Source organism: Salinicola rhizosphaerae (assembly GCF_014652715.1).
Lineage (GTDB): Bacteria > Pseudomonadota > Gammaproteobacteria > Pseudomonadales > Halomonadaceae > Salinicola > Salinicola rhizosphaerae.
Genome location: NZ_BMZI01000005.1, coordinates 55,677 through 69,229 on the forward strand (window position 1 = coordinate 55,677; position 13,553 = coordinate 69,229).

Below are 13,553 nucleotides of genomic sequence, written 5' to 3' on the forward strand. Positions count from 1 at the left end.
GAAGATAGAGCTCATGTCCGCCAGATCCGGGGTTCGCAGGCGTCGCGCCCTGCCATCCGCGGTCGCAACACTTGCCAGGCGGCACTACAAAGGTCCCAGGCTTCGTTGCGCGAGACGCCCAGATAGCGCAGCAGCAGCACGTCGTGGCGCTGGGTCACCGCCCAACGCGCCGACGCCGGTAACGCACCGCGTACCGCTTCGACCGCCTCATGCAGGTCGGCCAGGCCAACCGCCCACAGCGTTGCCTGAACCGAGGCGCCGCCCTGCCCCCAACGGCCGACGAAACGCGGGTGCGTCGGATCCAACGGCTGACGCTCCATCCACAGCGGGCGACCATCGCGAACGAGCCGGAAGCGCTGCTCGATGCGCCCGCTCGCAAAGGGCAGATGGCTCGCCGGCCGGCCCAGCGCCATCAGCTCCCAGCCAAGGCAGCGCGCGCTACCCTCGAGCTCGACCTCGGTCCGCTGCAGCCCGCGAGAACCATCGAACGCGATCGTCTCCTGCGGCAGCCACTCGAGCAATCCGCCATCGGCAACGCGTAGCCGATTGGTCTGGGACCAGGCGACACCATGGCTATCGGCGCGATAGAGCTTCGTCGCCGCTGGCGTGGTCAGCAGCGCGTGGGCACCACGCTCCACACCGACCTCGATACCCAGTCGATCGCCGCTTACCAGGCCACCTGGCGGGTGCAGCAGATAGACGTGGCAGGGCTCGCCGAGTGCCGCCATCGTCCCGGGATGGCGATGCGATGTTTCGGGATAGAAAGGTCGCTGAACCCGCAGCGGGCCGTGATGGCGAGCACGAATCATGCGCGTTCGCCCGGCCGCGCTGGCGTTCCAGTCAGCCGCAAACCCGAGCGACATCGAGGCATCCCAGCGGCGCTCGGCATCGAACCGATGTCCGGAGCCACCGGCAGGGGCTTGGCAGTCACGTGAGGGGTCGGCGGTCATACGGTGAGATGTCTTTTGATCAAATCGTCGCTCAATTCACTGATGTCGCCCTCGGCCACTTTCTGACCGCGGTCCATGATGGCGAAATTGTCCGCGTATTTCCGCGCGAACGGCAATTTCTGCTCGACCAGCAGCACCGTCAGGCCATCCTCGCGGTTCAACCGTCGGATGACCTCGCCGATCTGGGCGACGATGTTCGGCTGAATGCCCTCGCCGGGCTCGTCGAGAATCAGCAGGCGCGGATCGAGCACCAGCGCGCGACCGATCGCCAGCTGCTGCTGCTGACCGCCGGAGAGATCGCCGCCTCGACGATAGCGCATCTCCCTGAGTACCGGAAACAGCTCATAGATCCGCTCGGGGATGCGCCGCACCCGATCCCGGCGCGCCGGCAGGCCGATGCGCAGGTTCTCTTCCACGCTCAGCGTGGCGAATATCTGTCGACCCTGCGGCACGTAGCCGATGCCGAGACCGGCACGCGCTTCCGGCCGCTGCTTGAGCAGCGCCTGGCCATCGAAACGGATCTCGCCGGCGCGGGCGCCGACCTCGCCCATGATCGTCTTCAATAGCGTCGTCTTGCCGACGCCGTTGCGCCCCATCACGCAGGTACAGCGACCGGCTGGTACCTCCAGCGACAGATCCCGAAGGATATGGCTCTCGCCGTAATACTGGTCGAGTTTCTCCACGCTCAACATCAGGCAGACTCCTCATCACCGCCCAGATAGACCTCGACCACACGCGGGTCGCTCGCGACCTCGTCCATGCAGCCCTCGGCCAGCACGCTGCCCTGATGGAGCACCGTGACCCGACGCGCGATCGAGCGCACGAAGCCCATATCGTGCTCGACCACCACCACCGACTGCTGGCCGGCGAGCCGAGTCAGCAGCTCGGCAGTGCGGTGCATCTCCGGTTCGGTCATGCCGGCCACGGGCTCGTCGACCAGCAGGAGTCTTGGCCGCTGCATCAGCAGCATGCCGATCTCGAGCCACTGCTTCTGGCCGTGCGAGAGCACCCCCGCGAGCCGGTGGCGCTCTGCGGTCAGGCCGATCGTCTCGAGCACCTCCTCGATGCGCGATCGTCCCTCTTGGTCAAGGCTGGCCAGCAGCGTCTTCCAGACGCCGCGATCACCGGCCATTGCGAGTTCGAGATTCTCGATGACGTCGAGCGCCTCGAACACGGTCGGCTTCTGGAACTTGCGCCCGATGCCCAGATTGGCGATCTGCGGCTCATCCATGGTCAGCAGATCATGGCGGCTACCGAACCAGACCTTCCCGCTGTCGGGTCGCGTCTTTCCGGTAATGATATCCATCATCGTCGTCTTGCCGGCACCGTTGGGACCGATGATGCAGCGCAACTCGCCATCGTCGATCGTCAGGTTGAGCCGATTGATCGCCTGAAAGCCATCGAAGCTGACGCTGACGTCCTCCAGATAGAGAATCGGCCCGTGGCGAACATCGACCGGCGACTGCGCCGGCGACATGAATCCGAAGACCTGATCCGGCCGCGCGAACTCGCGCAGCCTTTCGAGGCGCCGATTGAATGTCGTCATGCGCTGGCCTCCTGGCGATGGCGCCAGCGCGACAGCAGCCCGGCGACGCCCTGGGGTAGCGCCATCGTGACCAGCACGAAAAGCCCGCCGAGGATGAACAGCCACGCATCCGGCACGACGCCGGTGAGCACCGTCTTGAGATAGTTCACGACCAGTGCGCCGAGCAACGCACCGTAGAGCGTGGCGCGACCGCCGAGCGCCACCCAGACCACCACCTCGATCGAGAACAGCGGCGCGAACGTGCTCGGATTGATGATCCCGACCTGCGGCACGTAAAGTGCGCCGGCAACCCCGGCGATCATCGCCGACATCACGAAGAGTGCCAGCTTGACGTGATCGACCCGGTAGCCGATGAAACGCACCCGCGCCTCAGCATCCCGCGTGGCCATGCTGACGCGCCCCAGTCTCGAGACGACGATGGCGCGGCAGAGCCAGAACGCCAGCAGTACCGCCACGCCGGAGGCGACGAACAGCGCCACTGTCATACCGTCGCTCGACAGCGAAAACCCGAGCAGCTCGTAGAAACGCGTCAGCCCCGTGCTGCCACCCATGCCCATCTCGTTGCGGTTGAACGCCAGCATCAGCGCAAAGGTCAGCGCCTGGGTAATGATCGAGAAGTAGACGCCGGTCACCCGCGAGCGAAACGCCAGCCAGCCGAAAACCAGCGCCAGGATCCCCGGCGCCAGCACGATAGCCAGCGCCGCCACCGGGAACCAGGTCATGATCGACTGCCAGCCTGGCAGCGGCGAGGTCTGCGCGTTCAGATAGAGCCCCATGGCATAGCCGCCCAGTGCAAAGAACGCGCCATGCCCGAGACTCAGAATGCCGAGGTAACCCCAGATCAGATCCACCGCCAGCGCCAGCAGCATGTAAGTGAAGTATTTTCCCAGCAGCGCCACGGTGGCACTGCTGACGTGCAGCGCGCTGGATGCCGGAAGCGCGTGCAGCACGAGCACCATGGCCATGCCGACGATCAGAATGACCGAGGTGATCAGCGTGGAGCGGGAGAGAAATGCCTGACGCGACCGATCCCGCCCCTGGTCGAAGGATGAAAGGCTCATGAAACTCTCCCTTTCGGCGCGAAGATGCCCTGCGGACGCTTCTGGATGAACAGAATCACGCCGATCAGCACGATGATCTTCGCCAGCACCGCGCCGACCCAAGGCTGCAGCACCTGATTGATCACGCCGAGCGACATGCCGGCCACCAGCGTGCCCCACAGGTTGCCGACGCCGCCGAAGACGACGACCAGGAAAGAGTCGACGATATAGCTCTGCCCCAGATTGGGGCCGACGTTGGTGAGCTGGGAGAGCGCCACGCCAGCAAGCCCGGCCACACCGGCGCCAAGGCCGAACGTGAGCATGTCGACGCGCGTCGCACGAACGCCCATGGCGCGAGCCATGGCCCGATTCTGAGTGACGGCACGCACTTCGAGTCCGAGCCGGGTGAAACGCATCAGCGCCCACAGCGCCGCGAACACGATCAGGCAGAAAATCAGCACACCGAAGCGATTGAGCGTCAGCGACAGTGCCTCATTGATCTGCCAAGCGCCCTGCAGCCAATCTGGCGAGGTCACGCGACGGTTGAGCGGCGAGAACACGGTGCGCACCAGCTGTTGCAGCACCAGGCTCAGCCCGAAAGTCGCCAGCAGCGTCTCCAGCGGCCGCCCCTTGAGAAAGCGAATCACCGTGCGCTCGATCAGCACACCGAACGCGCCGGCGACCAGAAATCCCCCCGGTATCGCCAGCGCGAGCGCCAGCCCCGGCTGACCGGGCAGCGCCTGCTGGATCAGCCAGGTGGTGTAGGCGCCGATCATGATCAGCTCGCCATGGGCCATGTTGATCACGCCCATGACGCCGAAGGTAATAGCCAGCCCGATGGCGGCCAGCACCAGGATCGAACCGGCACTGAGGCCGAAGAACAGTGTCTGGGCCCGATCGTACCAGGCGCGTTTGCTTTCGATGCCGTCGAGCACCTGCCGAGCCTGGCTGGCAAGCTCACCGTCAGCCGCGGCAACCGTGGTCAGCGTATTGCGCACACGCGTATCGAGATTGCCCTTCAGTGTCTCGAGCGCGGTCGCGTCACCCTGCTGTACGCCGTAGAGCGCCAGCGCGACATCGAGCCGGTCGCGAACGGTCGCGCTCTGTTCCTGCTCGCGGCTAGCGCGCACGCTCTCGACGTTGTCGGCGTTGACATCGCCGATCAATCGGTCCGCCGCCGCCAGTCGCGCGCTCTCGTCACCATCGGCGAGAGAGAGCGAGGCAATGATGCCCTGCAGCTGCGTGCGCAGGTCGTTATTGATCTTGAAGATGTCGACCGTGCGTCGAGAGCCGGTGCCAGCATCTTCGAATGTGATCGCATCGACGATCGGCCACTCGCGACCGCTATCGTCGGTGACGATATAGAAGGTGTTACCGCGGCGCTCCCGGCCCAGCCGCCCGTCAAGCAGCGCCTGCAGCCAGCGCGTCTTCTGGTCCGCCTGGCTATCGGCGATCGCTTGGGCCGCTTCTCCTTTAGCCTGAAAGTCGCGGGTATCGAGCGCCTGCAGCAGCGCGCGGGCCTGACCGCCGTCGACCGCCGCCATCGCCGGGGCGCTGATCGCTCCCCAGGCGAGCATGAGACAGAGTAGCAGGCACTCGAGAAGCGGACGGCTGCGCCGGCGGCCGCCCGTCGGTGAATTCATGGTCATGATGGGACGCTCATGCTGCGTGATTCCATCGACAGGGACTCGCGACGGCTGCGCCGCGAGTCCTGCCGCCTCGTCCTGGCGTGTCGCGAATCAGTCTGCGCCCGGGCCGTCCTCGCAGGTCATCGACTCGACGTCGAGCTTTCCGCAGCGCAGCGGCGCGCGCCAGTCACTGATCAGGTTCTTGGATTCCGGCAGATAGTCCGACCAGGCATCACCGGCCACCGTGCCCGGCGTCTGCCAGACCACGCTGAACTGACCATCGTCCTGAATCTCGCCGATCATCACCGGCTTGGTGATGTGATGGTTGGGCATCATGGTCGAAGCGCCGCCGGAGAGGTTGGGCACGGTCACGCCAATGATCGCATCCTTGACCGCGTCCACGTCCGTGGTGCCGGCCTTCTTGACCGCCTGCACCCACATATTGAAGCCGATGTAGTGCGCTTCCATGGGGTCGTTGGTCACGGCATCCTGGTTACCGGTATAGGCGACCCAGTCGTCGATGAAGTCGTAGTTGGCGTCACTATCGACGCTCATGAAGTAGTTCCAGGCGGCCAGGTGACCGACCAGCGGCGCCGTGTCGATACCGGTCAGCTCCTGCTCGCCGACCGAGAAGGCAACGACCGGGATATCAGCGGCCTTGACGCCCTGATTGGCCAGTTCGGTATAGAACGGCACGTTGGCGTCGCCGTTGATGGTCGAGACCACTGCGGTCTTTTTGCCCTGGCTGCCGAAATCCTTGACCTGCGAGACGATCGACTGCCAGTCGCTGAAGCCGAACGGCGTGTAATTGACCATGATGTCCTCGTCCGCCACGCCATGCTCCTTGAGATAGGCCTCGAGGATCTTGTTGGTCGTCCGCGGATAGACATAGTCGGTACCCAGCAGTGCCCAACGCTCGACGCCCTGACTCATCAGATAATCGACCGCCGGAATTGCCTGCTGGTTGGGCGCGGCGCCGGTATAGAAGATGTTCTCGGAGGATTCTTCCCCTTCGTACTGCACCGGGTAGAACAGCAGTCCGTTGAGCTCCTCGACGACCGGCAGCACGGCCTTGCGCGACGCCGAGGTCCAGTTGCCGAAGATGACGTCGACATGGTCGTCGCCAGTCAACATGTCACGCGCCTGCTCGGCGTAGAGCGACCAGTCGGAAGCCGGGTCCATCACGACGGGCTCCAGCTTGCGGCCGAGTAAACCGCCCTCCTTGTTCTGCTTGTCGATGAGCATCAGCATTTCGTCTTTGAGCGTCGATTCGCTGATCGCCATGGTGCCGGAGAGCGAATGCAGAATACCGACGCGGATCGGATCGTCGTCCTGGGCCTGAGCGACCTGCCCGAAGGCACCGATACCGAGCGCAATACTGGAACCGATGATCAATTTGCGAAGGGAAGTTGTTGTCATGGAGTTCTCCTGAAGATCCCTGTCTTGTTATCGGTGCACGCCGCAAGCCGCGTGCCCGACCGAGATTCTCCATGCATTTTCCGTGCCCTAAAACGCTGGCCCATCAATCTTGTATACAAAAAAGACAGAAGCGATGGCTATCGTCTTGGAAAAGCGGGCATCTGCGCTTGAATTTGGTGCAAAAAAATCCTGGCATTGGCGAACAGCAGACGCCGCCGAAAGGATTCGGCCAAGACGACGCCGATTTCGCACCATTTTGAATATCAAACACCATCTACTTAAGAGATTTGCATCAAGATGGTGCGCAAGCCATCGTCAGCCAGGCCAGCGTCCCAACGCGCTGACGCTAAAATCCCTCAATCGGCATGGCCATCAGACCCTCGGCGCCCGACGCCAGTTGTCGCTCCAGGGCCAGCGAGCGGGGTAGCTGGCGTTCGAAGAAATGCCGGGCAACGATCAGTTTCTCGCGGTAGAACGCCTCGCCCAACGCACCGCCCTGCTCGAGACCCGCCATCGCCGACTGACTGGCCCGAGCCCAGAGCCAGGCGTAGACCGTCAGCGCCAGCAGTTGGAGCGTGTCGTGGGCGGCAGCGCCCAGCGCGGCGGGATCGTCTTTCGCGCGCTGGAGAAGATGCTGCGTCGTGCGCTCGAGTCGCGCCAGCTCCTGCTCGAGCTGCGCGCGATAGCGCGGGTCGATCGCCGCGCAGTCCGGCTCGGCAAGGGAGTTTCGCATCCGCTGAATGAAACGCCCCAGCATCGCGCCGTCGTCGCGCGCCAGCTTGCGACCGACCAGGTCCATCGCCTGAATGCCATTGGTGCCTTCGTAGATCATCGCGATACGCGCATCGCGAACGAACTGCTCGGCACCCCATTCGACGCAGTAGCCGCTGCCCCCGAAAAGCTGCTGCGCTTCCACCGTGGCTTCGAAACCCCGTTCGGTCAAAAACGCCTTGGCCACCGGCGTCAGCAAGGCCACGGCTTCCTCGGACCGGGTGCGGGTGTGTGCGTCCGTATGCCATCGGGCACGGTCGAGCTCGCAGGCGATGAAGGCGGCGAAGAGGCGCCCTCCTTCGTTCCAGGCCCGCACATTCAGCGCCATTCGACGCACGTCGGGGTGCACGAGGATCGGGTCGGCGATCTTTTCCGGCGCGACGGCACCGCCCGGTCCACGGCTCTGCAGGCGCTCTCGGGCAAAAGCCATCGCATTCTGGTAGGCGGCCTCGCCGAGCCCCAGCCCCTGGAGGCCGATGGAGAGACGCTCCTCGTTCATCATCGTGAACATCGCCGCCAATCCCTGGTGGGGAGCGCCGATCAGCTCGCCACGCGCGCTGTCGAAGTGCATGACACAGGTGGCACTGCCCTTGATCCCCATCTTGTGTTCGAGCCCGCCACAGACCACGCCGTTGGGCTCACCGAGAATGCCATCGGTCCCGACGTGGCGCTTGGGCACGGCGAACAGTGAAATGCCCCGCGATCCCGCCGGCGCGTCGGGCAGCTTGGCCAGCACGAGGTGGAGGATATTCTCGGTCAGGTCATGCTCGCCGCCGGTAATCCAGACCTTGCTGCCGGTGATCGCATAGCTGCCGTCGTCGTTGGGCACCGCGCGCGTCTTGATCAGGCCAAGGTCGGTGCCACAGTGGGGCTCCGTCAGACACATGGTGCCGAGCCACTCGCCGGCCAGCAGCCGAGGGAGATATCGCGCCTTGAGCGCTTCATCGGCGCAGCTCTCCAGCAGCAGCGCCGCGCCGTTATTGAGGGAAAGATAGAGCGCAAGACTCGTGTTGGCGGCGAACAGCATCTCGTCGACCGCCAGGGTCAATAGCCGTGGCAATCCCTGCCCACCCTGCTCGACGCTACCGGCGAGTCCACACCAGCCCCCGGCTGCCAGCTGGGCCAGCGCCGCCTTGAATCCCGTCGGGGTGGTCACGGCGCCGGCCGAGAATCGACACCCCTCGACATCTCCCGTGCGGTTCAGCGGCGTCAGCTCCGCGCTGACGATCCGGCCGGCTTCTTCCAGAATGGCGTCGACCAGATCCGGCGTGAGGGCCGCCTCTTCTGGCCTTGCCGCCCAGTCGTCGGCCGCACCGAAGAGCGTCTGCACGAAGCGGAATTCTGCCAGTGGTGCCCGGTATTCGGTCATGACGCGCTGCCCTCGGTCGATTTCAAACATTCGTTTCAATATGGTGCTTCACTATAACCAGTGCGAGAACCTGTTGGCAGCCTGACCTTGGTCGATTCACGGCCTGGTGGCACGCCGGCGCTGCCTCCCGAATCCCCGGCGATCATCCATTCAAACGACCTGCACGTAGGGGTCATCGTCACGGCGGTTGGAAGTGGCAACTTGATTCAGGATAATTGGGACCACTTGCGTGTTAGCGCTGGTAAGCCAGACTGAAGGCGCACTTGGACCCGCAAGAGCAAGAGACAAGGGAAACGCCGCCGTTCGCGCAATGCGGGGCGGTAGGGGTAGCAATTCACCGAAGAATGGAGACGGCTAGTGGCTCAAGACACCAACAAACAGCCGGATGCGCCACAGGAAGGCGTGCCGGCACCGGAGGGTCCCGCCAATCTCATCGATACCGATTATGTGATTGGGCAGGACAATATTCAGACCAATAAATTTGGTTTCAGCGTCGATCTGCACGGCAAGGTCTTCACGATCTCGTCGCTGCTCGTGCTGTTCTTCGTGATCGTCACGCTGGCGCTGCCCGATCAGATGGGGCCGCTGTTCAACGGCGCCAAGAGCTTTCTGACCGACAATCTGAGCTGGCTGTTCCTGTTCGCGGCGAACATCTTCGTGATTCTCGCCGTCGTGCTGATCTTCACCCCGCTGGGCAAGGTTCGCCTGGGCGGGATGAACGCCAAGCCCGACTTCAGCTACGCAGGCTGGTTCGCGATGCTGTTCGCCGCAGGCATGGGTATCGGCCTGATGTTCTACGGGGTCAATGAACCCCTGACGCACTTCGGGACATCCGTTACCGGTGACTCCTGGGCGCCGCTGGGCGGCGCCGAAGGCAATCAGGCGGCTTCGCAGTCGCTGGCCATGGCGGCGACGATCTTCCATTGGGGTCTGCACCCGTGGGGCATCTACGCCATCGTCGCGCTGTCGCTGGCTCTGTTCTCCTTCAACAAGGGCCTGCCGCTGACCATGCGCTCGATCTTCTACCCGATCCTGGGTGAGCGGATCTGGGGCTGGCCGGGCCATGTGATCGACATTCTCGCCGTCTTCGCGACGCTGTTCGGTCTGGCGACCTCGCTGGGGCTCGGCGCCTCGCAGGCCTCCGCCGGTCTCAACTATCTGTTCGGCATCCCCAACAACGACGTCACCATCGTGGTGCTGATCATCGCCATCACGCTGATCGCCCTCGGTTCGGTGGTGCTCGGTGTGGACAAGGGCGTGCAGCGTCTCTCGCAGCTCAACATGGGCCTGGCCTTCCTGCTGCTGCTGTTCGTGATCTTCGTTGGCCCGACGCTGCTGATCGCTACCGGCTTCGTCGAGAACCTCGGTTCCTATCTGAAGAATCTGCCGGCGCTGTCCAACCCGTTCGGGCGCGAAGACACCAACTTCATGCACGGCTGGACTGCCTTCTACTGGGCCTGGTGGATCTCCTGGTCGCCGTTCGTCGGCATGTTCATCGCGCGCGTCAGCCGCGGCCGCACCGTGCGTGAATTCTTGATTGCGGTGCTGCTGGTGCCGACCGTGGTCTCGGTCATCTGGATGACCGCCTTCGGCGACACCGCCATCAATCAGCTGGTCAATCAAGGCTACGAAGGTGCCAAGAACGCCGCCGTCGAACTGCAGCTCTTCGCCATGCTCGGTCAGCTGCCACTCTCGACGATCACTTCGTTCGTGGGCATCGTGCTGGTCATGGTGTTCTTCATCACCTCTTCGGACTCCGGTTCGCTGGTGATCGACTCGATCACCGCCGGCGGCAAGGTGGATGCACCGACGCCGCAGCGTGTGTTCTGGGCACTGATCGAGGGCGCCATCGCCATCGCCCTGCTGCTGGGGGGTGGTCTTACCTCGCTGCAGGCAGCGGTCATCGCGACAGGGCTGCCGTTCACGGTCATCCTGCTCGTCGGCTGCTACGCCATCGTGCAGGGGCTGCGCTCCGAGCCCAAGGGCTAGCGCACCCGCGACATCGACGCCGTAACGATAACGGGCAGCCTCAGGGCTGCCCGTTGTCGTCTGGGGAGTTGTCGTCTGGGAAGATGCCTAACGCCACAGCTCGCCGACCGGCGTCTCCCAACTGTAATGGTGCAGGATCTGCGCCTGCACCAGTTCCGCCGTGGCCAGCGAGTCGATCAGCGCATGGTGTCCGGTGTAGGCGGGCAAATGATAACGCAGCCGGCTCTCGTGCAGGCGAATGGAGGCCATCGGCCTGCCCGCCCAGCGGCGCAGACGCGCCCACCAGGACTGGCGGTGAATCCGCGCTTCCAGCGACATCGTGTCGAGCATGGGGAACAGAAGCCCTTCACCGAGCCGTTCGCGAATCGCCGCGTCGAGGAAAGTGCGCTCGAGCTGGCGATAATGGACGACCACCAGCCGCCCCGAAAGACGCTCGAGCAATTCGTCGATGATCGCCGCAAAGTCGGGCGCGTCGGCGACTTCGGCGTGCGTGATGTGATGGTAAGCGACCGACTCGTCGCTGAGCCTACGGCGCGGTGCCAGCACCCAGTAGCGCCCGTCCGCCGGCCGAATACGCGAGAGCGTGAACGGCATGATGCCGACGCTGACGATATCGTGACGCGACGCGTCGAGCCCGGTCGTCTCGAAATCCATTGCCACCAGCGGCGCCTCGCCGATGGGCAGCGACGGATCGAGCGTCCCCGCCGCAAAGAAGGCCGCCAGTCGCGGGTCCCGCGCCTGAGTCGCTCGGGAGGAGAGATGCCCAGGCCAGTCCGGGTTATCAGGTTTGGCCTTCGCCATCGGCAGCCTCATCGACCTTCCTTGCGAGTCGCACCATCATGTGACGAAGCGCTTTTCGATGACGACCCGGTCGATGAAGAGCTCCGGCCGGGCATGGTGTAGCGAAACGACAGAAACTTCTGCGCGTTGCTGATCGCCTCGAACGCGTCCTTGAGATGGTGACGGTCGCGACTGCCGACATGTTCCGGGTCGACGCCGTTATCCGGCTCCGCTCCATGCTCGATCGCCTCGGCCTGATGACGAATCCGTACCATCGACAGAAACTCGAACGCGTAGCGTAACTTCTCGTTGACGCCCTCCCCCAGCAGCTTGGTCTCGGCGATATCGTCCAGGCGGGCGAAAGTATTCTGAGCCTTCGACCCGCAGGCGAGCGCGTGAACGCGAACGAGATCGGTCAACGGCGCCGTTCCTCGTCGCTTGAGGTTGATCGACTTGCGATGCTCGCCGTCCTGCTCCATCACGAACTGGCGGAAGAATCCCAGCGGTGGGGTGCGATTTCTGGCGTTGCGGGCCAGCGCCGCGAGAAACAGCTGACGCCGGGGCGCGGTCTCGGCGATCAGATCCTGCAGCGTTTCCACCATCGGTGCTTCGCCATGAACCGGTGCCAGATCGAAGAAGATCGAGCTGTGCAGCAGACGCTCGCCGTTGGGCTCGTCCATCCACTCGAGAAAATAGCGCTTCCACACCGAGAGCGGCTTGCGCCAGCGTGGATTGGTCGCCATGACGTCACCCTTGCAGTAGGGATAGCCGCAGGCATTCAGGCCATCGCAGACGAAGTGCGCCAAGGCCTCGAAGTACTCGCCGTGGCGCTCGGGGTCGTAGCTGTCATCGAGGACCAGAGCGTTGTCCTGGTCGGCGTTGATCGTCGGCTCCTCTCGCGCCATGGAGCCGAGCACCATGAAGCAGTAGGGAATCGGCGCCGGCCCAAGCTGGGACTCGGCCAGCTCGAGCAGGCGCTGGGTGAATCCACGCCCGATCGTGGCAAGCGCTCGGCTGATCATCTCCGAATTGGCGCCGTCGGCGACCATGCGCACGAACCCGGTTCGCACCTCGGTCGAGAGTCTGGCGAGCTGCTCCGGCGTGTTCTGGACGAAGATATTGTTGACCAGGAAGAGACTGCTGTGGGTCTCGTGGCGCACGATATCGGAAAGGTGCAGCACGCCCATCGGCTGGCGGCGGTGCAGCACCGGTAGATGATGCACCTGATTGCGCAGCATGCAGAGCATGCCCTCGTAGACTGACTCGTCGGACTGGATCACGATGACTCGTGACGACATCACCTCGCCCACGGGCGTCTCGGGCGAGAGCCCTTCGGCCAGCACGCGGGTGCAGAAATCGCGGTCGGTGAGAATGCCGGTCAGCTGCCAGTGGCGACCGTCGCGCCCGGTAAAGGTATAGGCCGAGTGCGTGTCGGTCACGTCGACGACCAGCACGCAAGTTGCGTTGGCATCCCGCATGCGTTGCGCCGCTGCCTGCAGCGTCGTCGTGGACTCCACCATCTGCGGCTGACGGGTGATCAGCTTGCGCACGCGCGTGGTCATCAGGCCGCTGTCGTCACGCTGCTGCTCGACCGTGACCTTGAGCCGCCCGCCGGTGTCGACGAACTCGGAGAAGGTGTCGTCCTCGTCGCAGATCGACTCGAAGACGTCCGCTGGCACGAAGTAGATCAGCGTGTCCTCGATCGCATTGACCGGATAGCGCACGCGGCGGTTACGCAGCAGATCGGAGTAACCGAAGATATCGCCCTCGCCGAGCCGATTGAAGAGCCTGCCGCTGCGCTGATACATCTCCACGGCGCCGCTGCGGATGTACCACAGCGAGTCGATCGGCTGATCCTTGACCAGCAGCTCGCTGCCGGCCTGGAAATAACGAATCTCGACCGCACCGGCCACACGGTCGAGCAGCTCGTCGGGCAAGCTGTCGAAGGGCGCGAACTGCGCCAGGTGGCCGCGAATATCCAGCTGCTCAACGTTCATGGGTCCCTCCCCGTCGCCAAGGGGCATTGTCCGGGGCGCTGCGCAATGGCGTCAATCGCCCTAT

At 64.0% G+C, this 13,553-nt stretch carries 10 protein-coding genes; 1 reads left to right on the forward strand and 9 read right to left on the reverse strand.

Going from position 1 to position 13,553, the window contains the following annotated elements; translation table 11 throughout:
• Positions 1-11: 11 nt before the first annotated feature.
• The 7 genes from IE125_RS11670 to IE125_RS11700 form a co-directional block, all read right to left on the reverse strand.
• Positions 12-950, reverse strand: coding sequence for an urease accessory protein UreD (locus tag IE125_RS11670; protein WP_189444864.1), 939 nt, complete (start codon positions 948-950; stop codon positions 12-14).
• Complete coding sequence (urtE, locus tag IE125_RS11675) at positions 947-1,642, reverse strand: urea ABC transporter ATP-binding subunit UrtE (protein WP_189444865.1); 696 nt, start codon at positions 1,640-1,642, stop codon at positions 947-949. The genes IE125_RS11670 and urtE overlap by 4 nt, the downstream gene beginning before the upstream one ends.
• Positions 1,642-2,496, reverse strand: a complete 855-nt coding sequence (urtD, locus tag IE125_RS11680) for an urea ABC transporter ATP-binding protein UrtD (protein ID WP_189444866.1) — start codon at positions 2,494-2,496, stop codon at positions 1,642-1,644. Before urtD ends, urtE begins: the two co-directional genes overlap by 1 nt.
• The gene (gene urtC / locus IE125_RS11685) at positions 2,493-3,557 is read right to left on the reverse strand and encodes an urea ABC transporter permease subunit UrtC (RefSeq protein WP_189444867.1); all 1,065 of its coding nucleotides are present in this window, start codon (positions 3,555-3,557) and stop codon (positions 2,493-2,495) included. The genes urtD and urtC overlap by 4 nt, the downstream gene beginning before the upstream one ends.
• The gene (gene urtB / locus IE125_RS11690; RefSeq protein ID WP_189444868.1) at positions 3,554-5,185 is read right to left on the reverse strand and encodes an urea ABC transporter permease subunit UrtB; all 1,632 of its coding nucleotides are present in this window, start codon (positions 5,183-5,185) and stop codon (positions 3,554-3,556) included. The genes urtC and urtB overlap by 4 nt, the downstream gene beginning before the upstream one ends.
• A 90-nt stretch (positions 5,186-5,275) precedes the next feature.
• On the reverse strand, positions 5,276-6,583 hold the full coding sequence (urtA, locus tag IE125_RS11695; RefSeq protein WP_189444869.1) for an urea ABC transporter substrate-binding protein: 1,308 nt from the start codon (positions 6,581-6,583) through the stop codon (positions 5,276-5,278).
• 346 nt (positions 6,584-6,929) lie between these two features.
• Complete coding sequence (locus tag IE125_RS11700) at positions 6,930-8,723, reverse strand: acyl-CoA dehydrogenase C-terminal domain-containing protein (RefSeq protein WP_189444870.1); 1,794 nt, start codon at positions 8,721-8,723, stop codon at positions 6,930-6,932.
• Between the two features lie 357 nt (positions 8,724-9,080).
• Between IE125_RS11700 and IE125_RS11705 the strand changes: the two genes are divergently transcribed.
• Complete coding sequence (locus IE125_RS11705; RefSeq protein ID WP_189444871.1) at positions 9,081-10,712, forward strand: BCCT family transporter; 1,632 nt, start codon at positions 9,081-9,083, stop codon at positions 10,710-10,712.
• Between the two features lie 87 nt (positions 10,713-10,799).
• On the opposite strand, the gene IE125_RS11710 is transcribed toward IE125_RS11705, so the two are convergent.
• Positions 10,800-11,525: a 3'-5' exonuclease gene (locus IE125_RS11710; protein ID WP_189444872.1), complete on the reverse strand. Its 726-nt coding sequence runs from the start codon at positions 11,523-11,525 to the stop codon at positions 10,800-10,802.
• Positions 11,522-13,489, reverse strand: coding sequence for a putative nucleotidyltransferase substrate binding domain-containing protein (locus IE125_RS11715; protein WP_189444873.1), 1,968 nt, complete (start codon positions 13,487-13,489; stop codon positions 11,522-11,524). The genes IE125_RS11710 and IE125_RS11715 overlap by 4 nt, the downstream gene beginning before the upstream one ends.
• Positions 13,490-13,553: the final 64 nt, after the last annotated feature.

Coding starts and splice junctions, on each gene's coding strand:
- IE125_RS11670 (WP_189444864.1), bottom strand. CDS start 950: ATGACCGCCGACCCCTCACGTGACTGCCAAGCCCCTGCCGGTGGCTCC.
- urtE (WP_189444865.1), bottom strand. CDS start 1,642: ATGTTGAGCGTGGAGAAACTCGACCAGTATTACGGCGAGAGCCATATC.
- urtD (WP_189444866.1), bottom strand. CDS start 2,496: ATGACGACATTCAATCGGCGCCTCGAAAGGCTGCGCGAGTTCGCGCGG.
- urtC (WP_189444867.1), bottom strand. CDS start 3,557: ATGAGCCTTTCATCCTTCGACCAGGGGCGGGATCGGTCGCGTCAGGCA.
- urtB (WP_189444868.1), bottom strand. CDS start 5,185: ATGACCATGAATTCACCGACGGGCGGCCGCCGGCGCAGCCGTCCGCTT.
- urtA (WP_189444869.1), bottom strand. CDS start 6,583: ATGACAACAACTTCCCTTCGCAAATTGATCATCGGTTCCAGTATTGCG.
- IE125_RS11700 (WP_189444870.1), bottom strand. CDS start 8,723: ATGACCGAATACCGGGCACCACTGGCAGAATTCCGCTTCGTGCAGACG.
- IE125_RS11710 (WP_189444872.1), bottom strand. CDS start 11,525: ATGAGGCTGCCGATGGCGAAGGCCAAACCTGATAACCCGGACTGGCCT.
- IE125_RS11715 (WP_189444873.1), bottom strand. CDS start 13,489: ATGAACGTTGAGCAGCTGGATATTCGCGGCCACCTGGCGCAGTTCGCG.